The organism is Streptomyces sp. NPDC058284 (genome assembly GCF_042881135.1).
Classification (GTDB): Bacteria; Actinomycetota; Actinomycetes; order Streptomycetales; family Streptomycetaceae; genus Streptomyces.
The window spans coordinates 161,976-185,693 of record NZ_JBHVYE010000002.1; the positions used below are offsets into that span (position 1 = coordinate 161,976).

The 23,718-nt window shown below is 71.5% G+C and carries 23 protein-coding genes and 1 pseudogene; 13 read left to right on the forward strand and 11 right to left on the reverse strand.

Going from position 1 to position 23,718, the window contains the following annotated elements; translation table 11 throughout:
- Window positions 1-63: 63 nt before the first annotated feature.
- From ACFVYR_RS03990 to ACFVYR_RS04010, 5 genes are all read left to right on the forward strand, one after another.
- Window positions 64-1,362, forward strand: coding sequence for a VWA domain-containing protein (locus ACFVYR_RS03990; protein WP_384248255.1), 1,299 nt, complete (start codon window positions 64-66; stop codon window positions 1,360-1,362).
- Window positions 1,362-2,156 (forward strand): hypothetical protein, encoded by a 795-nt coding sequence (locus ACFVYR_RS03995; RefSeq protein WP_384248256.1) that lies wholly within the window; start codon window positions 1,362-1,364, stop codon window positions 2,154-2,156. Before ACFVYR_RS03990 ends, ACFVYR_RS03995 begins: the two co-directional genes overlap by 1 nt.
- 125 nt (window positions 2,157-2,281) lie before the next feature.
- Window positions 2,282-2,887: a histidine phosphatase family protein gene (locus ACFVYR_RS04000; RefSeq protein WP_384248257.1), complete on the forward strand. Its 606-nt coding sequence runs from the start codon at window positions 2,282-2,284 to the stop codon at window positions 2,885-2,887.
- An 87-nt stretch (window positions 2,888-2,974) separates the two neighbouring features.
- Window positions 2,975-3,901, forward strand: coding sequence for a TIGR03619 family F420-dependent LLM class oxidoreductase (locus tag ACFVYR_RS04005; protein ID WP_384248258.1), 927 nt, complete (start codon window positions 2,975-2,977; stop codon window positions 3,899-3,901).
- 58 nt (window positions 3,902-3,959) lie between these two features.
- Window positions 3,960-4,589 (forward strand): hypothetical protein, encoded by a 630-nt coding sequence (locus ACFVYR_RS04010; protein ID WP_384248260.1) that lies wholly within the window; start codon window positions 3,960-3,962, stop codon window positions 4,587-4,589.
- Between the two features lie 139 nt (window positions 4,590-4,728).
- Here ACFVYR_RS04010 and ACFVYR_RS04015 read toward each other — a convergent pair whose 3' ends face one another.
- A complete protein-coding gene (locus ACFVYR_RS04015; protein WP_384248261.1) occupies window positions 4,729-6,222 on the reverse strand; it encodes an MFS transporter in 1,494 nt (497 codons plus the stop codon).
- Between the two features lie 279 nt (window positions 6,223-6,501).
- On the opposite strand from ACFVYR_RS04015, the gene ACFVYR_RS04020 reads away from it, so the two are divergent.
- Window positions 6,502-7,329 (forward strand): endonuclease I family protein, encoded by an 828-nt coding sequence (locus ACFVYR_RS04020; RefSeq protein WP_384248263.1) that lies wholly within the window; start codon window positions 6,502-6,504, stop codon window positions 7,327-7,329.
- Here ACFVYR_RS04020 and ACFVYR_RS04025 read toward each other — a convergent pair.
- On the reverse strand, window positions 7,299-8,255 hold the full coding sequence (locus ACFVYR_RS04025) for an aldo/keto reductase (protein ID WP_384248264.1): 957 nt from the start codon (window positions 8,253-8,255) through the stop codon (window positions 7,299-7,301). The genes ACFVYR_RS04020 and ACFVYR_RS04025 overlap by 31 nt on opposite strands.
- 98 nt (window positions 8,256-8,353) lie before the next feature.
- Between ACFVYR_RS04025 and ACFVYR_RS04030 the strand changes: the two genes are divergently transcribed.
- Window positions 8,354-9,049 carry a DNA-binding response regulator gene (locus ACFVYR_RS04030; protein ID WP_384248265.1) on the forward strand — a complete coding sequence of 232 codons (696 nt, stop codon included), beginning with the start codon at window positions 8,354-8,356 and terminating at the stop codon, window positions 9,047-9,049.
- An 86-nt stretch (window positions 9,050-9,135) separates the two neighbouring features.
- On the opposite strand, the gene ACFVYR_RS04035 is transcribed toward ACFVYR_RS04030, so the two are convergent.
- Window positions 9,136-9,531: a winged helix-turn-helix transcriptional regulator gene (locus tag ACFVYR_RS04035; RefSeq protein ID WP_384248267.1), complete on the reverse strand. Its 396-nt coding sequence runs from the start codon at window positions 9,529-9,531 to the stop codon at window positions 9,136-9,138.
- Between the two features lie 103 nt (window positions 9,532-9,634).
- Between ACFVYR_RS04035 and ACFVYR_RS04040 the strand changes: the two genes are divergently transcribed.
- Entirely contained in the window at window positions 9,635-11,083 is a 1,449-nt protein-coding gene (locus ACFVYR_RS04040; RefSeq protein WP_384248268.1) for an MFS transporter, read from the forward strand.
- A 19-nt stretch (window positions 11,084-11,102) separates the two neighbouring features.
- Here ACFVYR_RS04040 and ACFVYR_RS04045 read toward each other — a convergent pair whose 3' ends face one another.
- The 3 genes from ACFVYR_RS04045 to ACFVYR_RS04055 form a co-directional block, all read right to left on the reverse strand.
- Window positions 11,103-12,581: a S41 family peptidase gene (locus tag ACFVYR_RS04045; RefSeq protein WP_384248269.1), complete on the reverse strand. Its 1,479-nt coding sequence runs from the start codon at window positions 12,579-12,581 to the stop codon at window positions 11,103-11,105.
- A 137-nt stretch (window positions 12,582-12,718) separates the two neighbouring features.
- Window positions 12,719-14,029, reverse strand: a complete 1,311-nt coding sequence (locus tag ACFVYR_RS04050) for a phytase (protein WP_384248271.1) — start codon at window positions 14,027-14,029, stop codon at window positions 12,719-12,721.
- 151 nt (window positions 14,030-14,180) lie between these two features.
- Complete coding sequence (locus ACFVYR_RS04055) at window positions 14,181-14,612, reverse strand: ATP-binding protein (RefSeq protein WP_384248272.1); 432 nt, start codon at window positions 14,610-14,612, stop codon at window positions 14,181-14,183.
- A 156-nt stretch (window positions 14,613-14,768) separates the two neighbouring features.
- Here ACFVYR_RS04055 and ACFVYR_RS04060 point away from each other — a divergent pair, with 156 nt between their 5' ends.
- The 3 genes from ACFVYR_RS04060 to ACFVYR_RS04070 are packed head-to-tail and all read left to right on the forward strand — an operon-like array spanning window position 14,769 to window position 16,158.
- Entirely contained in the window at window positions 14,769-15,602 is an 834-nt protein-coding gene (locus ACFVYR_RS04060) for a Scr1 family TA system antitoxin-like transcriptional regulator (RefSeq protein ID WP_384248274.1), read from the forward strand.
- A complete protein-coding gene (locus tag ACFVYR_RS04065; protein WP_384248276.1) occupies window positions 15,599-15,856 on the forward strand; it encodes a DUF397 domain-containing protein in 258 nt (85 codons plus the stop codon). The genes ACFVYR_RS04060 and ACFVYR_RS04065 overlap by 4 nt, the downstream gene beginning before the upstream one ends.
- A complete protein-coding gene (locus tag ACFVYR_RS04070; protein ID WP_384248277.1) occupies window positions 15,853-16,158 on the forward strand; it encodes a DUF397 domain-containing protein in 306 nt (101 codons plus the stop codon). The genes ACFVYR_RS04065 and ACFVYR_RS04070 overlap by 4 nt, the downstream gene beginning before the upstream one ends.
- A 31-nt stretch (window positions 16,159-16,189) precedes the next feature.
- On the opposite strand, the pseudogene ACFVYR_RS04075 reads toward ACFVYR_RS04070, so the two are convergent.
- Both ACFVYR_RS04075 and proP read right to left on the reverse strand, forming a co-directional pair.
- Window positions 16,190-16,421: pseudogene (locus ACFVYR_RS04075) on the reverse strand (MATE family efflux transporter); the annotation flags it as partial.
- A gap of 84 nt (window positions 16,422-16,505) precedes the next feature.
- The gene (gene proP / locus ACFVYR_RS04080; RefSeq protein WP_384248278.1) at window positions 16,506-17,978 is read right to left on the reverse strand and encodes a glycine betaine/L-proline transporter ProP; all 1,473 of its coding nucleotides are present in this window, start codon (window positions 17,976-17,978) and stop codon (window positions 16,506-16,508) included.
- Between the two features lie 204 nt (window positions 17,979-18,182).
- Between proP and ACFVYR_RS04085 the strand changes: the two genes are divergently transcribed.
- A complete protein-coding gene (locus ACFVYR_RS04085) occupies window positions 18,183-18,824 on the forward strand; it encodes a TetR/AcrR family transcriptional regulator (protein WP_384248280.1) in 642 nt (213 codons plus the stop codon).
- Between the two features lie 134 nt (window positions 18,825-18,958).
- Here the strand turns inward: ACFVYR_RS04085 and ACFVYR_RS04090 are convergent, their stop codons facing one another.
- Window positions 18,959-19,321, reverse strand: coding sequence for a hypothetical protein (locus ACFVYR_RS04090; protein WP_384248281.1), 363 nt, complete (start codon window positions 19,319-19,321; stop codon window positions 18,959-18,961).
- A 171-nt stretch (window positions 19,322-19,492) separates the two neighbouring features.
- Window positions 19,493-20,248: an IclR family transcriptional regulator gene (locus ACFVYR_RS04095; RefSeq protein ID WP_384248283.1), complete on the reverse strand. Its 756-nt coding sequence runs from the start codon at window positions 20,246-20,248 to the stop codon at window positions 19,493-19,495.
- Between the two features lie 349 nt (window positions 20,249-20,597).
- Between ACFVYR_RS04095 and ACFVYR_RS04100 the strand changes: the two genes are divergently transcribed.
- Window positions 20,598-22,880 carry an alpha-N-acetylglucosaminidase gene (locus tag ACFVYR_RS04100; RefSeq protein WP_384248285.1) on the forward strand — a complete coding sequence of 761 codons (2,283 nt, stop codon included), beginning with the start codon at window positions 20,598-20,600 and terminating at the stop codon, window positions 22,878-22,880.
- A gap of 20 nt (window positions 22,881-22,900) precedes the next feature.
- On the opposite strand, the gene ACFVYR_RS04105 is transcribed toward ACFVYR_RS04100, so the two are convergent.
- Window positions 22,901-23,548 (reverse strand): DUF4360 domain-containing protein, encoded by a 648-nt coding sequence (locus ACFVYR_RS04105; RefSeq protein WP_384248287.1) that lies wholly within the window; start codon window positions 23,546-23,548, stop codon window positions 22,901-22,903.
- Between the last annotated feature and the right edge of the window lie 170 nt (window positions 23,549-23,718).

Below are 23,718 nucleotides of genomic sequence, written 5' to 3' on the forward strand. Positions count from 1 at the left end.
GGCTCTGCGTGCCGTTCCGGCCTCGTTTTGGGGATGCGCGCCCGAGATCAATAGTATCCGGCGATGATCACAAGACAACGGCCGGCGGCCTGGGTCATCGCCCTGCTCGCCGCCCTGACCGCCGGGCTCGTCACGGCCGGCCCCGCCGCGGCCGATGACGACGACGAACCGGCACCGCCCAACCCCAAGGTCGAGCTGGTCCTCGACGTCAGCGGCTCCATGCGGGCCCGCGACATCGACGGCAAGTCCCGGATGGCCGCCGCGAAGCAGGCCTTCAACGAGGTCCTCGACGCGACCCCGGACGACGTCGCGCTCGGCATCCGCACGCTTGGCGCCAACTACCACGGCGACGACCGGAAAACGGGCTGCAAGGACACCGAGCTGCTCTACCCCGTGGAGCAGCTCGACAAGGCGGGCCGCACCGACGCGAAGACCGCCGTGGCGACGCTCGCGCCGACCGGCTGGACCCCGATCGGCCCGACGCTCCTCAAGGCCGCCGACGACCTGACGAAGGGCGACGACGCCGAGCGCAGCCGCCGCATCGTGCTCATCTCCGACGGCGAGGACACCTGCCAGCCGCTCGACCCGTGCGTGGTCGCCCGCGACATCTCCGCCAAGGGCATCCACCTCACCATCGACACCCTCGGCCTGGTGCCCGACGCGAAGACCCGCGACCAGCTGAGCTGCATCGCGGAGGCCACCGGCGGAACGTACACGTCGGTCCGCCACACCGATGAACTCTCCGGGCGCGTGAAGCAGTTGGTGGACCGCGCGGCCGATCCGGTCGTCACGCCCGTCGAGGCGAAGGGCGCCGCGCAGTGCACCGACGCCCCCGAGCTGAAGTCGGGCCTCTACACCGACCGCGAGAAGTTCGGCGAGCACCGCTGGTACCGCGTGAACGTCCCGGCGGGCAAGGAGCTGCGCGCCTCCGTGAGCGTGTCCGCGGACCGCGCCGTCAACCAGGACTACGGCGTGCTGCTGCGCGCCGAGACGCCGCAGGGCCGCGAGCTGGTGCGCGGCCAGGAGTCCGGCGACGGGCGCACCGACGTGATCTCGACCGGCCTGCGCCATCCGACGCCGGAGGCGGACGACGATGACGACGAGAACACCGCGGCCGAGACCGTCTGTCTGCGCGTCAGCAACTCGTTCTCCGCGCCCGCTTCCGTGAAGACGACGCCGGGCCTGCCGGTCGAGCTCGCCGTCGACCTGGTCGACTCGCCCGACGAGGCGTCGGACGTCGCCTTCTTCGGGCTCGGCCACGGCTGGTGGCTGCTCGGCCTGCTCGTCCTCGTCGGCTTCCTCGCCGGTCTGGTCTGGGGCTGGATCTCACGCTGGCGCTTCGCGGTCTGGAGGACCAACTGATGCGTACGACACGTGTGACGGGGCGCTTCGCCGCCGTGGCCGGTGCCGCCCTGCTGGCCCTCTCCTGCGCCGCGGGGGTCGCGACGGCCGACGACGAACCCGCCGAGAAGGTCACGGAGGCGGGCACGTCCTTCCGTACCGCGACCGCGCTCCGCATCGACCAGGAGGCCTCGGCACAGGCCTCCACGGGCGACTACCTCTACTGGGCGTTCCCCGTGGACACCGGGCAGCGCGCCACCGTGCACGCGACGGTGCAGCTCCCCGACGCCGCGGCCCGGCACGCCGCGTCGACCTGGCGGGTCGACGTGTACGACGGGCTGCGGCGCCGCCAGGCCTGCCGGCTCGGCACGCCCGCGAAGACGGCCGCGCAGGACGCCGCGTCGGTGTCGCTCTCCTGCACGCTGCGTACCGTCAGGGCCTGGTCGGAGCAGTGGGCCAATGATCCGCTGCCGGGCACCTACTACCTGCGGCTCACGGTCGGCGACCTCAAGGCCGACGACCTGGGCCTTCCGGTGCGGGCCGAGGCGAAGGTCACCACGACCGACGCGGGCGGCGCGCAGGCGGTGGACGGCTCGCTCGGTGAGCCGCTGGTGCCGGGCGCGGGATCGGACGACGCGGGCAAGCGGCAGGCCGCGGCCGCCGTTGAGCCCGAGGACGGCTGGTCGGGCGGCTGGTGGTCCTCGCGCTGGCTGTGGACGGCGGCCGGCGGCGTCCTCGCGGCGCTCGCCGGCGTCGGCGGCTACGCCCTGACGCGCGGCTCCGGGCGTCCGGCGCGGGTGCCGCAGGGCATGTAGCAGGGCAGGTCGGGGGAGCCGCTTGCCGGGTCCCGCCGGGCGCGTGGTCCCCGGGGCGTGGCAGGCTCGGTGGTGGCGGTGCCGGACGGTTCCGCCACCACCGGAAGAACAGGAACGGCGCGACCATGGGTGATCTGCTCCTCGTCCGGCACGGCGAGACGGAGTGGTCCCTTTCGGGGCAGCACACCAGCTGGACGGACATCCCCCTCACGGACAACGGCAGGGAGCAGGCCCGCTCGCTCGCCCCGCTCATCGGCAGGTTCCGGATCGGGGCGGCGTTCACCAGTCCCCGCCTTCGCTCGCGGGAGACCGCGGAGCTGGCCGGCTTCGCGCACGCCCGGGTCGACCCGGATCTGAGCGAGTGGGACTACGGCGCGTACGAGGGCGTCACGACCGTCGAGATCCACCGCACCCGTCCCGACTGGTACCTCTTCACGGACGGCGTCGCCCCCGGCCCGCCGGAGCATCCCGGCGAGAGCCCGGAGCAGGTGGGCGAGCGCGCCGACCGAATGCTGGCCAAGGTCGACGCGGCGCTCGCCGACAACGAGGGCAGTGTCGTCCTCTTCGCCCACAGCCACTTCCTGCGCGTCCTCGCGGCCCGCCGCCTCGGCCTGCCCGCGTCGGGCGGCTCGATGTTCCTGCTCGCCACCGGCACGGTGAGCCGACTGAGCACGGAGCACCGGCGGCATGTGGTGGCGAGCTGGAACCTGCGGCCGCAGCTGGTGAAGTGAACTGAGAGCGGCGGGGTTCCGCTTCCCGCGGGCCCCGCCGTATCCGACAGCCGCGATTCGACAGCCGCGCATTCGACAGCCTCGCCGATGATCATCAAGACTGCGCTCATGCGATACGGCGTGAACCTCCTCAACTTCGGCTCCGGCACCACCCCCGACTCCCTCCTGCGCCAGGCGGCCGACGCCCGCGACCTCGGCCTCGAATTCGCGATGATCTCCGACCACATCGCGGTGACGCCCGACGTCCACGAGGTCTATCCGGCGCCCTTCTACGACCAGTTCGTGCTCGCCGCGTACCTCGCGGGCCGCGTACCGGGGCTGCGGCTCGGCACGACCATCACCGTCATCCCGTACCGGCACCCCCTGCAGACCGCGCGCATGGCCGCGAACATCGACCGACTGAACGACGCGGGGTTCATCCTCGGCGCCGGGGTGGGCTGGTCCGCCGCGGAGTACGAGGTGCTCGGCGTCCCCTTCCGGGAGCGCGGCGCGATCACCGACGAGTACCTCGCGGCGATCCGGGCCGCGTGGAGCGAGGACCCGACGTCCTTCGACGGCACGTACGTCTCGTACGCCGGTGTCCGCACCGCCCCCGCCCCCGCGACCCATCCCCGCCTGCCCGTCTGGGTCGGCGGCAACTCCCCCGCCGCGCAGCGCCGTGCGGCGCGCCTCGGTGAGGGCTGGCACCCGTTCATGCCGAGCCGGGAGCTGCTGCGTACGGCGCTTCCGCGCATGACGGCCGAGGCGGAGGCGGCGGGCCGTCCCGTGCCGGACCTGGTGCCGCGTCTGCAGATCCGGCTCGGGCAGCAGCAGGACACTCCGGAACGTCCGCTCGGTCACGGCAGCGTGGACCAGATCCGTGGCGACCTGGAGACGCTGGCGGGTCTCGGCGCCACGGACGTCCTCTTTGACACGTATCCCGGGAGCCCCGGGGAGCGGGGGGACGCGGACGACGACCGGCGGGTCCTCGAACTCGTGATGTCAGTGGCACAGGGCACCATCACCAGTAGTTGACGGGACGAGTCGTCGGACAGGTCGACGGAACCGGCACCGGGGAAGGGACGGGCGTGCGATGAAGCCTCCGACAGCCGCGCAGCTACGGGTCATCGAGGCGGCGGACCCGGAGACCGGGCGCCTGACCGGCACCGAGAGCCAGCTCGCGGGCCTGGTGCGGGCACGCCTGGCCTTCCGCCATCCCCGGCCCCCGCACGCCTGCTTCCTGACGCCGGCCGGTCATCGCGTACGGGAGGAGGGCACCGCGCCCGCGCCCGTGGAGCCGCCGCGCCCGGCGTCCGACGGCGCCTTCGCCGCGCGCACCGGCACGGAGACGGAGCCGCCCGCCGCCGAGGGCCCCGCCCGCGCGCGGGAGGTGCGCAGCGCCTGGGAGGGCCTGGTCGAACTGCGCCGCATGACGAACCACGACGGCGCGCGGGACCGCCCCTGCGCCTGGGAGCGGTCGCATCTGGTGCAGGCGGCGGCGCTGGCCCTCGAAGCGGCGGGCTGCCGCCCGGCGGGCCCCAGCGGCGAGGGCTACCGGGTCACGGAGACACCGCAGCCGGAAGCCGTCGCCGTGCGGGACCCGACGCCGGAGGGGCTGCGCGGGTGCGTGGCCGCGCTGGAGCGGGCGGGCTGGCAGACCGGCGAACACGCCGAGCCGCGCAGGGGCGGTCGGTACGTTCTCGCATCGCCGCGCAGGAAGTGACGGGCGGCGCCGCCGTGGTGGCGGGAGCGTACGTTCGGGCCCGCGAGCCGCGCGCCGGTCGAAGGGCCTCGCGCCCCGTGCAGGTGCCCGAGCGCCCGGTCCCGCGCCGTGCCCCAGCCGCAAGGTCACCTTGTTCCCGTCACCCTCCGGCCTCCGCCTCCGCCCCCGCCTCCGCCCCCGCGGCCGTGCGGCGCATGATCAGCCAGCACATGCACAGGACCGCCGCCACCAGCACCACGTCGATCAGCGCTGATGCCGTCATGGCGCGTGCGTAGTCCTGGGCGTCCGGTGCCCCGCCGAGCATGACGAAGAACGTGGCGCCGACCACCGCGACGCCCGCGGAACTCGCGAACTGCTGTGTGGTGGTGAGCACTCCGGAGGCCGCCCCCGCCTTCTCCGGCCGCACCTGGACGAGCGCGGCGCCGATCAGCGCGGGCAGCACGAGCCCGTTTCCCGCCCCGACCAGGCAGAGGCAGAGACAGAGGCAGGGCACGACCCAGGGGGCCTCGACGGACGGGCCGGACCCGTGGAGCAGCAGGGTCAGCGAGAGCAGTCCGCACGCCGTTGTCGCGCTGCCGACGAGGAGGATCCGCATCCCGTACCGGCCGATGAGCCTTCTGCCCAGCAGTGAGCTTGCGCCGAAGAGGATCCCCATGGGTGCGAAGACCAGTCCGGCGGCGAGCGGGCGGAGGCCGAGTCCGGACTGGAGCAGCAGCGTCAGGGTGAACATGAAGCTGCCGAAGTAGAGCTGGAAGGCGATTCCGGCGACCATCCCGGAGCTGAAGGACCGGCTGCGGAACAGGGTGAGATCGAGGACGGGGCTGCCCGAGCGGCGGGTCAGGGCGCGTTCCCAGAGCAGCGTGCCGACCGTCACCGGGACAGCCGCCGCCATGCAGATCCAGGACCAGACCGGCCATCCCGAGGTCCTGCCCAGCGTGAGCGGCAGCAGGACGAGTACGAGTGCGAGGCAGACCCCGACGGCGCCCACCGGGTCGAGACCGGCGTTCCTGCCGGGAACCGGGGCGGGCAGGTGGCGGGCCGCAAGCACCGCGGCGACCGCGCAGACCGGCACGTTGATCAGGAAGATCAGCCGCCAGCCCGGCACGGACAGCTGCGGTTCGAGGAGCGCGCCGCCGAGTACCTGCCCGGCGATGGAGCCCAGACCGCTCGCCATGCCGTAGCCGGCGAGGGCCCGGGGCTTGGACGCCGCCGGAAAGTGGGCGGTGATCACGGCGAGCACCTGCGGAACCATCAGCGCCCCCGCGGCGCCCTGCAGGAGCCGCGCCGCCACGAGCTGCCCCGCGGTGGCCGTGACGCCGCACAGCAGGGAGGCGACGCCGAACGCGGCCATACCGATGACGAAGAGACGGCGGTGTCCGTAGATGTCACCGAGCCGCCCGCCCGTGATCATCCCGCTGGCGAAGGCGAACGCGTAGCCGCCTACGACGAGTTCGAGCATTCCCGCACCGGCGTGGAGGTCGCGTGCCAGTGAGGGCGCGGCCACGTTGACGACGAAGAAGTCGAACTGAACGATGAACATCGCCGACAGCAGCACGCCGAGCATCAGCCCTCTGCCGGGCGGCGCCGACGACCTGCCGCCTCGTCCGGTGGCAGAGGGGGCGTCAAGCAACATGGCTCCTCGGGGCGGAGGGAACTGGCGTCAGGGCGCGGCGACCAGGCAGCACGCAGCGTGCAGCACGCTAAGCCAACTCGATGGCCCACGCAACCAACTTCCACCCGGCCGTGTACATGACATCGTCACCCAACCACCCCACACCGTTCACACGGCCGTACGCGCATCCGTGCGACTCTCCCGATGGTTGATTAGTCAACTCGCGTAGACCGCCCGCCGAATGGCCCCGAGCCCGGCGGACGGCACCCGCGAGGCCTCCGGGAAAGGACACACCCCCACATGCCCCTCCCGCGTGTACACCGCTGGAAACCACTGGCCCTGACCGCCGCCGCGGTGCTCGCCGGCATCACCCTGCCGGCCACCGCGACGGCCACGCCCTCCCCCACACCCGCACCGGCGGCCGTCGGCGCCCACGCCACGTACGACGACACGTACTACAAGGACGCGCTCGGCAAGACGGGCCCCGAGCTCAAGGCCGCGCTGCACACGATCATCAGCGAGCAGACCAAACTCTCGTACGACCAGGTCTGGGACGCTCTCAAGACCACCGACGAGGACCCCGCCAACCGCTCGAACGTGATCCTGCTCTACAGCGGCACCTCACGGAGCAAGAGCGCGAGCGGCGGTGACCAGGGCGACTGGAACCGCGAGCACGTCTGGGCCAAGTCGCACGGCGACTTCGGCACGGCGACGGGGCCCGGCACCGACGTCCACCACCTGCGCCCCGAGGATGTCACGGTCAACAGCATCCGCGGCAACAAGGACTTCGACAACGGCGGCAGCGCGGTCGAAGGAGCCCCCGGCAGCCTCACCGACGGCGACTCCTTCGAGCCGCGTGACGCCGTCAAGGGCGATGTGGCCCGGATGATCCTCTACATGGCCGTGCGGTACGACGGCGAGAACGGCTTCCCCGACCTGGAGCCCAACGACAAGGTGGACAACGGCAGCGCGCCCGCCATCGGCCGCCTCTCGGTCCTGAAGCAGTGGAGCGACGACGACCCGCCGGACGCGTTCGAGAAGAACCGGAACCAGGTCATCTTCGACAGGTTCCAGCACAACCGGAACCCGTTCATCGATCACCCGGAGTGGGTGGAAGCGGTCTGGTAGGAGAGTGCGGTGAGCTCGGCGAGGTCGGCGGCGCCGAGCCGCAGCCCGGCCGCCGCCACGTTCTCCTCCAGGTGGTCCGGCGCCGACGTTCCCGGGATCACCAGCATCGCCGGGGAGATGCCGAGCAGCCAGGCCAGCGAGATCTGGGCGGGCGTGACCCCGTGCCGGTCGGCGACGCGTCGGAGCACCTGAAGATCGGGGGCTCCGACGCCGCCGAACGGGAAGTACGGGACGTACGCGATGTCCCGCCGCTCGCACAGGCCGACCAGTTCGTCGTGCTCGCGCGTCAGCGGGCTGAACCTGTTCTGCACGGCGGCCACCGGCGCGATCTCCTGGGCCTCGGCGAGCTGTTCCGGCGTGGCGCTGCTGACGCCGAGGTGGCGGATGAGCCCCTCATCGCGCAGCGCCGCCAGCGTGGCGAAGCGGTCCCCGCCGGGGCCGTCGCTCCGCAGGAACCGGAGGTAGACCAGGTCGAGGTGGTCGCGGCCCAGCTCGCGCAGGTTGCGGTGCACGGCCGCGCGCAGCTCCGCCGGGTCCGCCGGGTCCGTCCAGCTGCCGTCGGGAAGGCGCCCGGGGCCCACCTTCGTGGCGATGACGAGGTCGTCGGAGTAGGGGTGCAGGGCCTTGCGGATCAGGTCGTTGGCCGCGATGTCCTCGAAGAAGTAGAAGGCCGCGGTGTCGATGTGGTTCACGCCGAGCTCGACGGCGCGGCGCAGCACGGCGATGCTCCGCTCCGGGTCGTGGGCGGGCCCGTCCCACTGGGGCGCGGGCAGCCGCATCGCGCCGAAGCCCATGCGGTGGACGGGGAGGTCGCCGCCGATACGGAAACCCCCGGCGGACGCGGCCGGAAGGGGGTTGGTGCCCGCACTCGTACTGGTACTGGTGCTGGCACTCGTACTGCTGCTGGTGCTGTTCGTCGTCGCCATGGGGCAGATCCTCCGGCGTAGGCGTTTCACAAGCGAACGCATGGCCACTTACTGCCAGCGTTGACCGCTTCCGCCGGGCACCGCAGACTGTCGCCACCATGGCGAGCACATCGAATGACGATCAGATCGTATCCCTGCGGGGCGAGCGGGAACTGGTACGCCGAGCGGGCTCCCTGTTCACCGGGGCCCGCGAGGAGTTCCTGTGCGCGGCGGCGGACCTGGTGACCTTCTCCGCCGGGGTGAACGCCGCGTTCGCCGGCGGCAGGCGGCCACCGCTCACCCCCGGCGGCCTGGCGATGCGCAAGCTGTACACGCCGCGGGCGCTCGCCGACCAGGGGTCCGAGGAGCGGCTGCTGAGGATCGCCGAGTCGGGCGCGCAGGTACGCATCTCGGCGGCGCCGCTGGCCCACGAGGCGATCGTCATCGACCGGCGCGTCGCGATCCTGGCCGGCGCCCCGGTCCGGGGCGTGCGGACCTTCACGGTGATCCGGTCCCAGGTCGCGGTCGAGGGAGTCAGGGCACTCGTGTACGCCGCGTGGGAAACGGCCACCGACCTCGCGGAGTTCCGCCGCACGCGGCCCCCGGCGCTGGACGACGAGGCGCGCCGGGTCCTGCGGGCGCTGGGCGCCGGCCACACGGACGAGGTGGCGGCACGCGAGCTGGGCATGTCCCTGCGCACGTACCGCAGGCGCGTGGCCGACCTGATGACGACACTGGGCGCGACGTCGCGCTTCCAGGCGGGTTTGCGGGCGCGGGAGCCGGCGTTCGACGGGCAGACGGGCACGGACGGCTGAGCGGAACGCTCGCGCCGCCGCGGCGCCGAGTGCGTCGGACCTCACCCGGAGAGCACCCGGCGCGACTCCGCCCACGAACGCCCGCTCTACGACTCCACCAGCTCCCGTCTCTCGTCGTACGCCGCCCGGGATTCCGCGATCGTCACCCGGTGCCGCTCCGCCCAGCCGGTGAGCTGCAGCAGTGTGCCGTGCAGTTCGAGGGCGACGGGTGTCAGTTCGTACTCGACCTTCGGCGGGACCGTGGGGTGCACGGTCCGTACGAGGAGGCCGTCGCGCTCCAGGTTGCGCAGGGTCAGGGTCAGCATGCGGCGGCTGATGCCCTCGATGGCGCGCTCCAGTTCCGTGAAGCGGATGGGGCCGTGGGCCGCCGCGATGAGGATCGGCACGCTCCATTTGCCGACCACCCTGTCAAGAACCTCGCGGACCGGGCACGCCTGCGCGTTCACCACCTGGGCGGTAACACGCGTGTTCCCCTGGGACATCAAAGTGCCTCCTTCTGCCGGCCCACCCGGTCACCCACGATGAGCCCCGTTACAAGTCGTGCACCTTTGCAGGTCAAGGGTGCCAAGTGCGGAGGTCGTCACCATGTCCCAGGTCCTGTCCGAGGTCAACACCCCGGCGCCGGCCGCGCCGTCGTCCCGTCGGCGCGCGTCCCCCTGGGCGTCGCTCGCCGTGCTGTCGTCCGGCGCCCTGATGACCATCATCGACGGCAACATCGTCACGGTGGCGATGCCCGCCGTCCAGGCCGACCTGGGCTTCACGGCCGCCGGGCTCGCCTGGGTCGTCAACGCCTACCTCATCGCCTTCGGCGGGCTGCTGCTGCTCGCCGGGCGGCTCGGGGATCTGGTCGGACGCAAGCGGATGTTCGTGTCGGGGCTCGCCGTCTTCACGACCGCGTCCGTGCTGTGCGGCGTCGCCACCGATCAGGGGATGCTGATCGCGGCCCGCGCGCTGCAAGGTGTCGGCGGCGCGATGACGTCGGCGGTCGTGCTCGGCATGCTCGTCGCGCTCTTTCCCGAGCCGCGCGAACAGGCCGGGGCCATCGCGGTGTTCAGCGCGGTCGGGGCGGCGGGCGGCGCGATCGGCACGTTCCTCGGCGGGGCGCTGACCGAGACCCTGAACTGGCACTGGATCTTCCTCATCAACCTGCCCATCGGCGTCGTCGCGCTGATCGCGGCGGTACGCGTACTGGAGGGTGACCGCGGGACCGGTCTCGGCGGCGGCGCGGACTACCTCGGCGCCGCGCTCATCACCGGCGCGCTCATGCTCACCGTCTACGCCATCGTCACCGCCGCCGAGCACGGCACGGTCGCGACGGCCGCGCTCGCCGTCGGCGCCCTCCTCCTCCACGCCGCCTTCGCCGCCCGGCAGGCCCGCGCCGCCCGGCCCCTCCTCCGGCTGCGCCTCTTCCGCTCACGCGTCCTGACGGGCGCCAACGCCGTGCAGATGCTGATGATCGCCGGGATGTACGGCTTCCAGTACATCGGCGCGCTCTACCTCCAACGCGTCCTGGGCCTCGGCGAGTTGATGACCGGCGTGGCCTTCCTTCCCGCGCCCGTCGTGATCGGCGTCCTGATGCTGACCCTCTCGGCCCGGCTCATCGGCCGCTACGGCGCGTACCGCACGCTCCTCGTCGGCCTCGCCCTGATCACCCTCGGCCTCGCCCTCCTCGGCCGCCTGCCCGCCGACGGTTCGTACGCCGTCGACGTCCTGCCCGCGATGCTGCTGCTCGGCGCGGGGTTCGCGGCGGCGCTGCCCGCCGTGACGGGGCTCGCGATGGGCGGCGCGTCCGAGGAGGACGCGGGTCTGGCCTCCGGCCTCTTCAACACCACCCAGGTGGTGGGCGGTTCACTGGGCCTCGCGATCCTGACGACCCTGGCGGCGGGCCGCACCGAGTCCCTGACCGGCCGGGGCACGGAAACGCTCGCCGCCACGGCCGACGGCTACCGGCTCGCCTTCTGGGTGGCCGCGGCCATCGCGGCAGCGGGCTTGGTCCTCGCAGCGGCGATCCTACGGCCGGGCAGCAGCAAGTGAACCCGGGCCGGGCCGCCGCTCAGGGCTGGTGAGGCTGGTGCTGGTGAGGCTGGTGCTGGTGCCGAAGAACCGCGACCGCCTTGTCGAACGCCGAGTCGCGGTTCTTCTCGAACTCCTCCTTGGTGAAGACCGGCGTACGCAGGTGGGGCGGGATACCCGCGCCGTCGAAGGTCCGGCCCGTGCGGGTCAGGAATTCCTCGTTCGGGAGCCAGGCCTCCATGCCGTTCGGGAGCTTGCGGGCCATGACGTCCGAGAAGACGCCCTGCGTGGGCTCCCCGATGCGGACCGTCGTGCCGGGGCGGTCCAGCAGGGCCTGGGTGAAGGTCTCCCCCGCGCTGACCGTCGAGCCGCCGGTCAGCAGGGCGACCGGGCCCGTGTAGCGGGGAGCGTTCTCGGCGGGCCGTACGGGGACGGGCCGCGGGCGCGTGTACTGGGTGCGCTTGCGGTAGGCGACGTACGCCTTGTCGGTCAGGCGCCCGGCGATGTGCAGGCCGAGCGCGTCGGAACCGCCGCCGTTGACCCGCAGGTCGATCATCAGACCGGCGAGGGAGGTGGTGCGTTCGCGGGTGAGGACGGCGTCCAGGGCCTTGTCGAGTCGGGCGAGCTGGGCGGCGTACGCGGGGTCCTTCGCGTCGTACCCGGCGAAACCGGAGATGCGGAGGTATCCCAGCTTGCCGGAGCCGGAGCCGGAGCCGGAGGCGGCGCCGGATCTGGAGGCGGCGCCGTGACCGGACGCGGACCCGGAGGCGGGCAGGTCCGCGTAGCTGATGCGGCCATTGGCGAACTCCTGCGGCTTCTCGCCCTTGAGGTCGCGCCGCACCACGTACTTCTTGACCTTGGTGTCCAGCTTCTCGCTGGGCGCGGTCGTCCCCGGGCGGACCCGGTAGAACCTGCGCTCGCCGTCGAAAACGGCGACGTGCGCGTCGTACAGCGGCTCCACCATCTCGCTGAACACGGCGAAGAGTTCGCGCCTCGTCGTGTCGGCGTGCACCCTGGGCCGGTAGGTGGCGCGCACGGCATGCCAGTCGATTCCCTTGGCGGCGAAGAACGGGTAGTTCTCCTCGAAGGACTGCCAGAAGACGTCGAACGCCGTCACCGGGTCCTTGGGCTTCGGCCGGTCGCGGTCGCAGGTCGCGGGGAGCGCCTGGACGCGCCGCAGCTGCCGGTCGCCCGCCGACCCGGACACGTGCAGCGACATGCGCGAAGACCCGGTCGGCCGGACGGTGAGGACCGTCTTGTCGGCACCGCGGTACGTGCCCGGCCCCGTCCGCTTCGCGGAGTCGCCCTTCATGCAGCTGATCCGTGTCGTCTGGTACTCCCGCAGCCGTCCGCCCTCAATCGTCAGGACGGCACCGTAGCCCGCCACGCGCCAGACGCCGTCGACGGACGCCGGTGCCCGCCCCGTCGACCGCTGGGCCGCCGCGGCGGGCGCCAGCACCCCGCCCGTGATGGCCAGCGCCACGGCCACCGTCGCGGCTTTGGAGCTCCTGTGTCGCACTGTCTTCCCTTCCCCGTACGCGCCTTGCGCCAGGGAATCGACGATCCCTGGCCTGCCCGCCAGGGGCCATGCGGCAGGCCGGAAGATCAACAGGGGGGTTATCCCGACCAACGCCCGCAACCGACAGCCGACGACCGTCAGTCGTCCAAGGCCGTCATGACCTTCCCGAGGTCGACGAACTTGAAGTTCGTGGACGGGCGGTCACCCTCTCCGGGAGCGTCATGACCGTCCTGGACGACCAGCAGGCCGTGCGGGTACTTCGGCCCCAGCGGCTCGTTCAGCGCGGCTGCGCCGTCGCACTCCTCGGAGCCGTCGAGCGCGCCACCCGCGGGCGTGACGCGGAAACCGCCCTCGTACTCGTTGTGGTCGCTCAGTTCACGGTCGTACGCGGCGAAGGTGTTGTCGCCCTGGCTGGAAGCGAGGAGATAACCGTCCCCGTCGGCTTCGTTGACGAGGGTGAGGCCCTCGACGTCGGCCGTGATCCGCTTGCCGCCGTACCCGGGGCCGGCGCCGGGCTCGCACTCCTCGGTCTCCTCGTCATAGACGCCGGGAACGCCGTACTCCCGTACCTTGTCGACGAGTTCGGGCTTGCCGGTCAGGTCGGCACGCAGGCGCCAGATGCCGACGTCCTCCTGCCCCGCGTAGAGCGTGCCGTTGGACGGGTCGACGACCATGCCCTCGACCTGCGGCAGTTCGCCGGGCCCGGCGCACGGCGTCCACGAGGTGCCGTTGGGCAGCTTGAACGACGACGGCAGGTCCAGCGTGCGCACCTTGCGGTACGTGACCTTGCCGCCCGCGGCCGGGAGGAGTTCGAGGAGCGCGACGCTGGAGCGCTCGCGTTGGCTGACCAGGGCGTACGAGCGGCCGCTCGACTTGTCCTGCCAGGTCGCGAGGCCGTACGCGGTGCGCTGCTCGTTGATCTCTGCCTGGTCGGCGGAGAAGACGGGCGGGACCGCCGGGTCCGTGACGTCGGTGAGCGGGCCGCCGGTGCGCTCGCGGTCGATGCGGTAGAAGCGCAGTCGGTCGGTGCCCCGGTCGCTGGTGACGGCGAGGTCGGCGCGGCCGGACGACAGCTTGAGGCCGTTCACCAGGTCGACGTTGTTGAAGCGGCCCGGCGCGTCGTCGGGCCCCTTCGCGGGCGGGGCGGCGACGGACTGGACGGGGTGGGCGTCCAGGTCGTAGGCCCTCAGCCCGCCCTCCTTGGCGGTGGCGATCACCAGGCTGCGCGCCGGGTCGGCGGTGTTGCGCCAGATCGCCGGGTCGTCGGCGTCGGCGTTGCCGCCCGCATCGTCGTCGTGCAGGACGGGGGTCTCGACCTGCGGGGATATCCCCGGCAGCGGGTCGGCGGCGCCGGCCGTGGCGGCCGTGGCGGAGGTCGCCGCGAGGACGGTGGTCAGTGCGAGCACGACCGAACCGATCGTTCGACGGGTCGGACAGCGTCTGGTCACGCGATGTCTCCTCGTCCCGGGAACGGATGGATCTTGCGTGAGACTGGGGCCCGACGGTGTCCGCGTGGCGTACGCAGCACGTCGGGTAACACCCCGCTCGAATGTACACAGGGTGAACTCCGGTTGTGATCGGGTGGGTTGAGGGCGGCGCTCATCGCTCCACGGGAAGCTCCGCCCACACCGTCTTGCCGACCTCGCGTCCGGCCACGCCCCACTCGGCGGCGAGCGCGGCGACGATCACGAGCCCCCGCCCCGACTCGCCTTCGAGGCCTGTGGACTTGCGCGCGACGTGCGAGCCGACGTCCGCGCGGGCGTCGGCGACCTCGATACGCAGCGTGTCGGTACGCAGCGTCAGGCCGAGCTCGAAGTCGCGGCCCGGTACGCGGCCGTGGGTCACGGCGTTCGCCGCGAACTCGGCGACGATCGCCTCGGCGGCGTCGGAGAGTTCGGTGTCGTACGCGATTCCCCAGCCGTCCAGGTGATACCTGGTCAGCCTCCTCGCGAGGCGGGCACCCCGGGGCGTGGCACTGAAGCGTTGCGCGAAGGTACGGGGTGCGGCGGCGGGGCGCGTTTGCGTCGACATGGCGGCAACGGTGGCCGCACGCGGCCGGGGATACCAGGCACGAAACTCGTACGCTGCGTAAGTGTACGAGTGCGAAGGGTGGACAGTACGGGTAACCGAACGTGACCATGGGCGCGTTGGCGCAGACCGATAGCCGAGCGTCAGGGGATACCCGTGATGTCGTCAAGTACGACGGGCAGCAATGAGCCCGAACCGACCGATGGGCTCAAGGCCTTCGGCGCGGTCCTGAAGAGCTTCCGCAAACGCGCCGGGTACACGCAGGAGTCCCTGGCGCCCGAGATCGGCTACTCGGCCCATTTCATCGCCTCCGTCGAACAGGGCCGCCGCTTTCCGCCGCCGCGCTTCGTCGACCAGTGCGAGGTGGCGCTGGACGCGTTCGGGACGCTGCGACTGGCGGCGAATCAGCTGTCGCGACAGCGGGGTCTGGCGTCCTGGTTCCGCCAGTGGGCGCAGTTGGAGCAGGAGGCGGTGGCGCTCTCCACGTACGAGTGCCGGTTGATTCCGGGCTTGTTGCAGACCAGGGCCTATGCGCGGACGCTCTTCGTCAATCAGCTCCCGCCGCTGGGCGATGACCAGATCGAGGCGCAGCTGGAGGCGCGTATCGAGCGCCAACAACTCCTCACGGAGCGGCCGAACACGGCGTACAGCTTCATCCTTGAGGAACACTTGTTCCTGCGTCGCGTAGGCGGGCATGCAGTCACCATGGAACTCATCGACCACGTTCTCGGTCTTGCAGAGCGCCGGAACATCGAAGTTCAGGTCATGCCGGTGGTGAGGGAAAGCCACGCCGGACTGCACGGCCCCATCCGCCTGCTCGAGACGCCAGAGCATCGATGGTGTGCGTACTCCGAAGGGCAGCGCAGCGGCCAATTCATCTCCAATCCGCATGAAGTCAGCGTTCTCCAGATGCGGTATGCCAGGATGCGCGCACAGGCTCTCACGTTCGAGGACTCGGTGAGCCTGCTGGAGCGGATGCGAGGAGCGGCATGAGCACCCCCGAACTGGCCTGGTACAAGAGCAGCTACAGCAGCGGCGGCGACGGAGACTGCCTCGAAGTCGCACTCAGCTGGCGCAAGTCCAGCTACAGCAGCGGGGACGGAGACGACTGCGTAGAGATCGCCCCCTGCCCCACCACCCTCCACGTACGCGACTCCAAGAACCCCGACGGCCCCCAACTCGCCCTGGCCCCCCGCGCCTGGACGCAGTTCGTGGCACAGCTGGAGCGAACCCCGGGAGCGCCATGAGCACCCCGAAACGGGCCTGGTTCAAGAGTAGCTACAGCAGCGGCAGCTCTGGCGACTGTCTCGAAGTCGCACTCAGCTGGCGCAAGTCCAGTTACAGCAGCGGGGACGGAGACGACTGCGTAGAAGTAGCGCTGGATTGGCGCAAGTCCAGTTACAGCGGTGGCGACGGAGACGACTGCGTAGAGATCGCCCCCTGCCCCACTACCCTCCACGTACGCGACTCCAAGAACCCCGACGGCCCCCAACTCGCCCTGGCACCCCGCGCCTGGGCGGAGTTCGTCGCGTACGCCTCCCGTCCCTGACCCGCGTCAGCGCCCCGCACCGCGAGCCCACCGCGCACGCCATCGCGGCGGCCTGGCGTACGGAGTAGAAGGCCATCGTCGCGACGTACATGCGCGATGCCGTACGCGGCGACCTCGTCGACGCCGATCCGGGCCACGACGGCGACAAGCGCCAGCGTGCCGGTCATACGGACGGCGAAGTCGGCCGACATGGGCGGACCGGTCGCCGCCCTACAGCGCGCGTCCCGGGCGAGGATCAGTCCGTTGGCCAGCAAGGAGAGCCGCATCGGGGTACGAACCCGGCACGGAGGAGAAGGCGTGGCTGGCCGAGGCCATCGCCACCCTGGAGAAGTCCTGAGGCACCTGCCTCAGGACACCCGCTGCGCCTCCACCAGTTCCCGCGCCTCCTCGTCCGTCGCGACGGACGGCGGCGAGCCCTCCAGCGGCTTGCGGGCCGTCTCCTTCATCGCGGTGACCGCGATGATGCCGACCAGACCGGCGAGCATCGTGTAGAACGCGGGCATCAGGTCGTTGCCGGTGGCGCCGATCAGGGCGGCGACGACCAGCGGGGTCGTACCGCCGAAGAGGGAGACGGAGATGTTGAAGCCGATGGAGAGGGAGCCGTAGCGCACGTCTGTCGGGAAGAGGGCGGGCAGCGATGAGGACATGGCGCCCAGGTAGCAGACCAGGGCCAGGCCGAGGATGAGCAGGCCCGAGAAGACGGGCAGCGTGCCGCCCTGCTTGATGAGGAGGAAGGCGGGGAGGGCGAGCACGAAGAAGCCGATCGAGCCCGCCATCAGGACGGGCTTGCGGCCGATGCGGTCGGAGAGGCGGCCGACCGAGTTGATCAGCGCCATCAGGATCAGCATCACGACGACGATGGACATCAGGCCGCCGGTCTCGCCGAAGCCGAGCTGCGTGAGGTACGTCGGCATGTACGAGAGCAGCATGTAGTCGGTGACGTTGAACGCGGCGACGAGCGCGATGCAGAGCAGCATCGCGCGCCACTGGCCGAAGAAGGACTCCTTGAGGGACTTCTTCTGGCGTTCGGCGGCGGGCCCGTCGCCCTCCTCCATCTTCTGGAACGCGGGCGACTCGTCGAGCTTCATCCGCAGGTAGAGGCCGATGAGGCCGAGCGGCGCCGCCACCAGGAACGGGATGCGCCAGCCCCAGGACTGCATGGCGTCGTCGCTGAGCCCCGCGGTGAGGGCGGTGACGAGGACCGCGGCGACCGTGTAGCCGATCAGCGTGCCGAACTCCAGGAACGAGCCCCAGAAGCCGCGGCGCTTGTCGGGCGCGTACTCCGCGATGAACGTCGCGGCGCCCCCGTACTCACCGCCCGTCGAGAAGCCCTGCACCATGCGGCAGAGGACGAGGAGGACCGGCGCCCAGACGCCGATCGAGGTGTAGCTGGGGATCAGGCCGATCGCGAGCGTCGCCGTCGACATCATGATCATGGTGAGGGCGAGGATCTTCTTGCGGCCCACGCGGTCGCCGAGCGGGCCGAAGAACATGCCGCCGATGGGGCGCACCAGGAAGGCAGCCGCGAAGGTCGCGAGGGAGGAGAGGGTCTGCGCGGTCTCGTTCCCGGAGGGGAAGAACTCCTTGCCGATGATGACGGCGAGGTACGCGTAGACGCCGAAGTCGTACCACTCCATGGCGTTGCCCAGCGCGGTCGCCTTCACCGCGCGCTTGACCTGGGCCTCCTCCGTGACGGTGATGTCCGACTGGCGCAGGCGCGGGTTCTTGCGGCGGTGGATCGCCCGGAAGAGCGCCCGGTGCCGTGCAACGGCTTCGGGAGCCGGCGGTGCCGGTGCTTCAGGGGCTTCGGGCGCGCTCACTGGTCAGTCACTCTCTCTGTCGGCCGTGGGTCCGTGGGACGGACGTCGATCATTGATCGTCAACCGTCGATCAACATTGCCAATCCCAGGTCAGGGAACGTGCCCGCTGATGGTCCTCACGAACATGGCCCCAAGTCCCTGATCTCAGGGACCTGAGGCCCGTTTCACCACATATTCACCGGGTAGAAGCCACCGGGCGAAGACATGGAACGAGGAAGTACGGCTGCTGCGGCGGCCGGGCGGGAGCCCGCGGCACGCCACCACGGCAACAGGCACGGTCGCAGCGAACAGGCCCGGCAGGCAGTGCTGGAGGCGGCCGACGGTCTCTTGGTCGAGAAGGGTTTCACCGGCGTCACCATCGAGGGCATCGCCGCCCGGGCGGGCGTCGCCAAGCAGACCGTCTACCGCTGGTGGAAGTCCAAGACCGACATCCTCCTGGACGCCTTCCTCCAGGACGCGGCCGAAGCCCTGACCCCGCCCGACCACGGCGACCTGGCCCGGGACCTACGCGCCCACCTGCGCCAACTGGCTCTCTTCCTCACCCGGTCCGACGCGGGCGCCGTCTTCAAGGCCCTCGTCGGACACGCCCAGCACGATCCCGCGTTCGCCGCAGCCCTGCGCTCCGGATACCTCGACGCACAGCGCCGCCGCGACCGGCTCCCGCTGGAACGCGCGGTGGCACGCGGCCGGCTCGCCGCCGGACTCGACATGGCGGCGGAGATCGACCAACTCGTGGGGCCGGTCTACCACCGCGTCCTGGTGACGGCGGAACCCGTCGGCGAGGCTTTCACCGACCGACTGGTCGAGGCGTTCCTGCACCGCGTGGACGTCGGAACCCGGTCCTGAGTCGCCCTGGAAAGAGTTCGCCGCCGCCGTGGCGCGCGTGAGCGGCACACGGCGGCGGCATGTGGTGGCGGCACCGGCGGCTCCGGATGGCGTACTGCCCCAGAGCCCCGGGCCTCGCCCGTGGACCGGACCACTCAGTCGAAGACGAGTACGTCCGTACGCATCGGGATGGCGCTCCCCCAGCCGATATTGATCTTGAATACCACTTGGCCGGCCTGAGGGGCGATGCTCGACACGTCGAACGGTGCCGAGCCGACGAACCTCGTGCCGTTGCCGTCGACCTCGGAGGCCGTGATGACGACGGTCGAGTTCGCGTTGATCACGTTCCAGGGGATCGTCAGGTTCCAGGTCCCGTTCCCCGGGCCCCACCACCAGACGCCCCGCCACACCGCGCCGACGTTGCCGCCGACCGCCTCGGCGCTCGCGCCCCGGGCAGCATCCTGCTTGCTCCTGGTGACCCGGGGGGTGACGGCGTCGGCCGCCTTGACTGTGCTCATAGCTGTTCTCCGATTCGCGCTCGCGATGCAAGGACCCCCAACTCGCCTACACAGACGCCGAGTTGGCGCCACACCCAGAGTTCTGGATGCGGCTCGTCCAGCGTTACGCCCCGGTGGCCGAACCCCCAGATTCCGGTCCACCCAGCGGAACACGCCCCGAAACGAGCCCTTTCAGAGCTCTCGGGCACGGGGCTGGCGTGCCAGGTTGGCGCTGAGCATCCGCGCCGCCCTCCGCGTCGCATCGACCATGTTGGCCGACGGCAGGCGGTGCCCCGGGAAGCGCACGCCGATGGCCCCCACGACCCCGCCCGAAGGAGCATGGACCGGTGCCACCAGACAGGACGCGGGCTCCTCGTCCTCGCAGTGGTGCAGGTCCACACCGTGCTCACGCACCTTGCGCAGGCGACGGGCCCACTCGCCCGGGGAGCGTTCCGGCGGCAGCGCCGTGACCGGCCGGTACGCGGACATGACGGCCTCGGCCGCGTTGCCGGGCGGCAGGACCATGCCGGGCATGTGGGGGAACGCCTCGTCCCCGGGACCGGGCATTCCGCTGACGACCACCATGCTGCCGCCGACAGGAGCCGCCAGGGCCACAGCGGCCCCGGTCGCTGCCGACAGGCGCCGCAGAGGCTGCACGGCGGCCCTGCCCAGCGGGTGACTGGCACCCCATGACCGCGCCAGGCGGGCCAACGCCGCGCCCATGTGGTAGCGGCCGGACGCGCGCTCGACCGCGCCGACCGCGGCGAGTTGGTCCAGGAGCCGGTGCGCGGTGGCCTTCGGCAGACCGGCGCCCGCCGCGAGGTCGGTCAGTCCCGCGTCGCCCGTTCTGGCGAGCTCGTCCAGCAGCAGGAACGCCCCTTCCAGTACGCCCCGGCCTGCCGGGATGTCGGTGCTGCTCTCGTGCGTGGGTGCGCGTCCGCGTTTCATGGTCTCCCCCGTTGGTTGGTACACGTTGCCCGTGGGCTGTTGCCGTTGCCCGGTGGTCGATACCCCGTTGCCCGTGGGCTGTTGCCGTCGCCCCTTGCCTGCTGCCGGTCCCAGTCTGCTCCGCCGCACGGGGGTGAGGCAGGCCCATTTCCCGGCTCGATGCCCCCGCGAGCGCGTCTCCAGGAAGGCGTGGCCAAGGATCGGGCTGGGGAAGAGACACCTCGGGAACACACACCGCGCCCCGCGCCCCATGCCCCGCGTACCGCGCCCTCGGGCTCGCGCCCGCACCCGCACCCGCACCCGCACCCGCATACGCACCGCACGCACCCCTCCCGACCCCGGAGCCCGTATGCCTCTCCCCCGCCGCACTCTCCTCACCGGTCTCGCCGGTACGGCCGGTGCCGCAGCCGCAGCCGTCGCCTGCTCCGGCAGCACGGCCGACGGCGCGCCCGCTCCGCGCCGGACGGCCGCCGCCGAGGCGACCCGGCGCCTGCTCCCCCGCCACTGGGACCAGATCACGTACAGGACCGTCCCCAAGGAAGCCGGCGCCGACGACTCCTTCCGGATCACCGGACACCGCGGCCGCATCACGATCACGGCGGCCGGCCCTGCCACCCAACTCACCGGTTTGCACCACTACTTGAAGCACGTCGCGCATGCCAACATCACCTGGGCGGGCAGCCGCACCGACCACCTCCCCGACCGCCTCCCGGCCCCTCCCCGCCCGCTCACCGGCGCCGCCAACACCCCCCACCGCTTCGTCCTCAACGACACCAACGACGGCTACACCGGCGCGTACCACGACTGGAACTACTGGGAGCACGAGATCGACGTGCTCGCCCTGCACGGCTACAACGAAGTCCTCGTCTACGCGGGCGCGGACGCCGTCCACCACCGCGCCTTCCAGGAGTTCGGCTACCCGGGCGACGAGCTGCGGGCGTGGATCCCCGCCCCCGCCCACCAGCCGTGGTGGCTCCTGCAGAACATGTCGTCGTTCCCGTACCCGGTCTCCCGGCAGCTGCTCGACGCCCGCGCGCGTCTCGGCCGCCGCATCTGCGACCGGCTCCGCGAGCTCGGCATGACGCCGGTCCTGCCCGGCTACTACGGCACCGTGCCGGACGGTTTCGCCGACAGGAACCCCGGCGCGGAAACGGTTCCGCAGGGTGACTGGGTGGGCTTCGGGCGACCGGACTGGCTGGATCCGCGCACCGGCCATTTCGCGCGCGTCGCCGCGGCGTTCTACCGCGTGCAGGACGAGCTGTTCGGACCGACCACGATGTACAAGATGGACCTTCTCCACGAAGGCGGAAGGCCCGGCGACGTGCCCGTGGGCGAGGCCGCCAAGGGGGTCGAGAAGGCCCTGCGGACCGCACACCCCGGCGCTACCTGGGTCATCCTCGGCTGGCAGCACAATCCACCGAAGGCCATCACCGACGCCGTCGGCAAGCAGCGGATGCTCGTCGTCGACGGCCTCTCCGACCGCTTCCCGCACATCACCGACCGCGAGTCGGACTGGGGCTCGACGCCGTACACCTTCGGCTCGATCTGGAACTTCGGCGGCCATACGGCTCTCGGCGCCAACACCCCGGACTGGGCCGACCTCTTCGAGAAGTGGCGCACCAAGGACGGCAGCGCCTTGCGCGGCATTTCACTCATGCCGGAGGCCGCCGACAACAACCCCGCTGCTTTCGAGCTCTTCTCCGAACTGGCTTGGCGGGTCGGCGGCTTGGACCTCTCCACCTGGTTCGCCGAGTGGTCGGCCTACCGTTACGGAGCCGCCGATCCGCACGCGTCGGCCGCCTGGGACGTGCTGCGCCGCACCGCCTACGGCACGACCCGCGCCGACGGGTGGGCCGAGGGCGCCGACGGACTCTTCGGGGCGCGGCCCGACCTCGCCGCGAAGTCGGCGGCGGCCTGGTCGCCGAAGTCCCTGCGCTACGACCCGGACGACTTCGAACCCGCGCTCGGCGAACTCCTCGCGGTACGGCGGGATCTGCGGCGCTCGTCGGCGTACCGGCGCGACCTGCTCGACGTCGCCCGGCAGGCCCTCTCCCATCGCAGCCGCGTCCTGCTGCCGCGCATCGAGGAGGCGTACGACGCCGGCGACACCGCCCGCTTCCACACGCTCACCCGCGACTGGCTCTCCCTCATGACCCTGCTCGACCGGCTCCTGGCGACCGACTCCCGTCATCTGCTGGGCCGTTGGGTCGCGGACGCACGTATGTGGGGCGTGGGCGAGGAGGAGCGGGATCGGCTGGCGTACGACCAGCTCTCCCTGCTGACGGTGTGGGGCGACCGCGCGGCCAGTAAGGCGGGGCTGCACGATTACGCCAACCGGGAGTGGGCGGGTCTGGTCGGCGGCCTCTACCGCCACCGCTGGTCCCTCTACTTCGACGAACTCAGCACCGCCCTCGCGGAGGGCCGCGAGCCCGCCGAGATCGACTGGTTCACCGTCGACAACACCTGGGCCCACCACCCGGGCCACCTGGCGACCCGCCCTTCGGGCAGCACGTACGCGGTCGCCGCGGTGGTGCGGGGGCGGCTCTCGGGCGGCGCCGTGCGTGGGGCCCGCAGGCCGGTTCACGACCCGCGGGCCCATCGTGGCCGAGCGCGCAGTTCCCCGCGCCCCTGAAGGGGCGCCGCGCTCAGGACTCAGGCGCGCGGGCACTCCTTCCACGCCAGGTGGTACACCGTGCTGATGTCCCCGTCCGTCGAGTCCATCGTCATGAAGCTCGACTTCGCCGGATCGGATGTCCCGCCGTCCACCCGCAGCTCGGTGTTGATGTTGAAGTTCCGCTTCACCCCGCACGGAGCCCAGACGAGCTGCGCCCAGTCCGTCGAGTCCGTCGCCTGCCAGTTGTCGCTGTAGGCGCCCTTGAACTCATGGCTGATGGACGCCGTCTGGGGTGAGCCCTGGAAGTAGTACGAGGCCTTCTCCTTACCCTTGGCGCCCGCCTGGAGCGAGGCGTAGCCGCGATAGTCGGCGCTGGCGATCGCGTACGTGAAGCCCTGCGGGACATGCACGATGAGGTTGAGCTGGCAGTTGCGACGGAAGGCCGTGGGGTCGGCCCCCGCACCCGTACGGGCGAGGTAGTCGCTGTAGGTGACCGTGAAGGCCGTGTTGTCCTGGGAGACGGCGACGGCCGCAGTGCCCAGCGGGCACCCGGAACCGTTCACCGTGGCGACCTCGATCACGATCTTGTCCGGGGGAGGGTCCAGGATCGTGGACGTGTCCTGAGCGGGGAGCGTCGAGCCGAAAAGCGCCACGAGGGCGCCGCTCAGCAGCAGTGCACCGGCCATGGTTCTCCATTCCATTTCTGAGGAGGGGGGTTGGAGAGCTGCCTGTGATGCGTGGAACGCATTGCGGTGCCTGGAGCGGATTGCGTGAGCGAGGGGGAGCGTACGGACCCGTGGGGCCGGCGGCCAGAGCGAGGTCCGGCCATTCGGTGCCGCGGACTCATCGTCGCTTG

Excerpts from the sequence above, each read along its gene's own strand:
- ACFVYR_RS03990 (WP_384248255.1), top strand. The coding sequence starts at position 64 with ATGATCACAAGACAACGGCCGGCGGCCTGGGTCATCGCCCTGCTCGCC.
- ACFVYR_RS03995 (WP_384248256.1), top strand. The coding sequence starts at position 1,362 with ATGCGTACGACACGTGTGACGGGGCGCTTCGCCGCCGTGGCCGGTGCC.
- ACFVYR_RS04000 (WP_384248257.1), top strand. The coding sequence starts at position 2,282 with ATGGGTGATCTGCTCCTCGTCCGGCACGGCGAGACGGAGTGGTCCCTT.
- ACFVYR_RS04005 (WP_384248258.1), top strand. The coding sequence starts at position 2,975 with ATGATCATCAAGACTGCGCTCATGCGATACGGCGTGAACCTCCTCAAC.
- ACFVYR_RS04010 (WP_384248260.1), top strand. The coding sequence starts at position 3,960 with ATGAAGCCTCCGACAGCCGCGCAGCTACGGGTCATCGAGGCGGCGGAC.
- ACFVYR_RS04015 (WP_384248261.1), bottom strand. The coding sequence starts at position 6,222 with ATGTTGCTTGACGCCCCCTCTGCCACCGGACGAGGCGGCAGGTCGTCG.
- ACFVYR_RS04020 (WP_384248263.1), top strand. The coding sequence starts at position 6,502 with ATGCCCCTCCCGCGTGTACACCGCTGGAAACCACTGGCCCTGACCGCC.
- ACFVYR_RS04025 (WP_384248264.1), bottom strand. The coding sequence starts at position 8,255 with ATGGCGACGACGAACAGCACCAGCAGCAGTACGAGTGCCAGCACCAGT.
- ACFVYR_RS04030 (WP_384248265.1), top strand. The coding sequence starts at position 8,354 with ATGGCGAGCACATCGAATGACGATCAGATCGTATCCCTGCGGGGCGAG.
- ACFVYR_RS04035 (WP_384248267.1), bottom strand. The coding sequence starts at position 9,531 with ATGTCCCAGGGGAACACGCGTGTTACCGCCCAGGTGGTGAACGCGCAG.
- ACFVYR_RS04040 (WP_384248268.1), top strand. The coding sequence starts at position 9,635 with ATGTCCCAGGTCCTGTCCGAGGTCAACACCCCGGCGCCGGCCGCGCCG.
- ACFVYR_RS04055 (WP_384248272.1), bottom strand. The coding sequence starts at position 14,612 with ATGTCGACGCAAACGCGCCCCGCCGCCGCACCCCGTACCTTCGCGCAA.
- ACFVYR_RS04060 (WP_384248274.1), top strand. The coding sequence starts at position 14,769 with ATGTCGTCAAGTACGACGGGCAGCAATGAGCCCGAACCGACCGATGGG.
- ACFVYR_RS04065 (WP_384248276.1), top strand. The coding sequence starts at position 15,599 with ATGAGCACCCCCGAACTGGCCTGGTACAAGAGCAGCTACAGCAGCGGC.
- ACFVYR_RS04070 (WP_384248277.1), top strand. The coding sequence starts at position 15,853 with ATGAGCACCCCGAAACGGGCCTGGTTCAAGAGTAGCTACAGCAGCGGC.
- ACFVYR_RS04085 (WP_384248280.1), top strand. The coding sequence starts at position 18,183 with ATGGAACGAGGAAGTACGGCTGCTGCGGCGGCCGGGCGGGAGCCCGCG.
- ACFVYR_RS04090 (WP_384248281.1), bottom strand. The coding sequence starts at position 19,321 with ATGAGCACAGTCAAGGCGGCCGACGCCGTCACCCCCCGGGTCACCAGG.
- ACFVYR_RS04095 (WP_384248283.1), bottom strand. The coding sequence starts at position 20,248 with ATGAAACGCGGACGCGCACCCACGCACGAGAGCAGCACCGACATCCCG.
- ACFVYR_RS04100 (WP_384248285.1), top strand. The coding sequence starts at position 20,598 with ATGCCTCTCCCCCGCCGCACTCTCCTCACCGGTCTCGCCGGTACGGCC.
- ACFVYR_RS04105 (WP_384248287.1), bottom strand. The coding sequence starts at position 23,548 with ATGGCCGGTGCACTGCTGCTGAGCGGCGCCCTCGTGGCGCTTTTCGGC.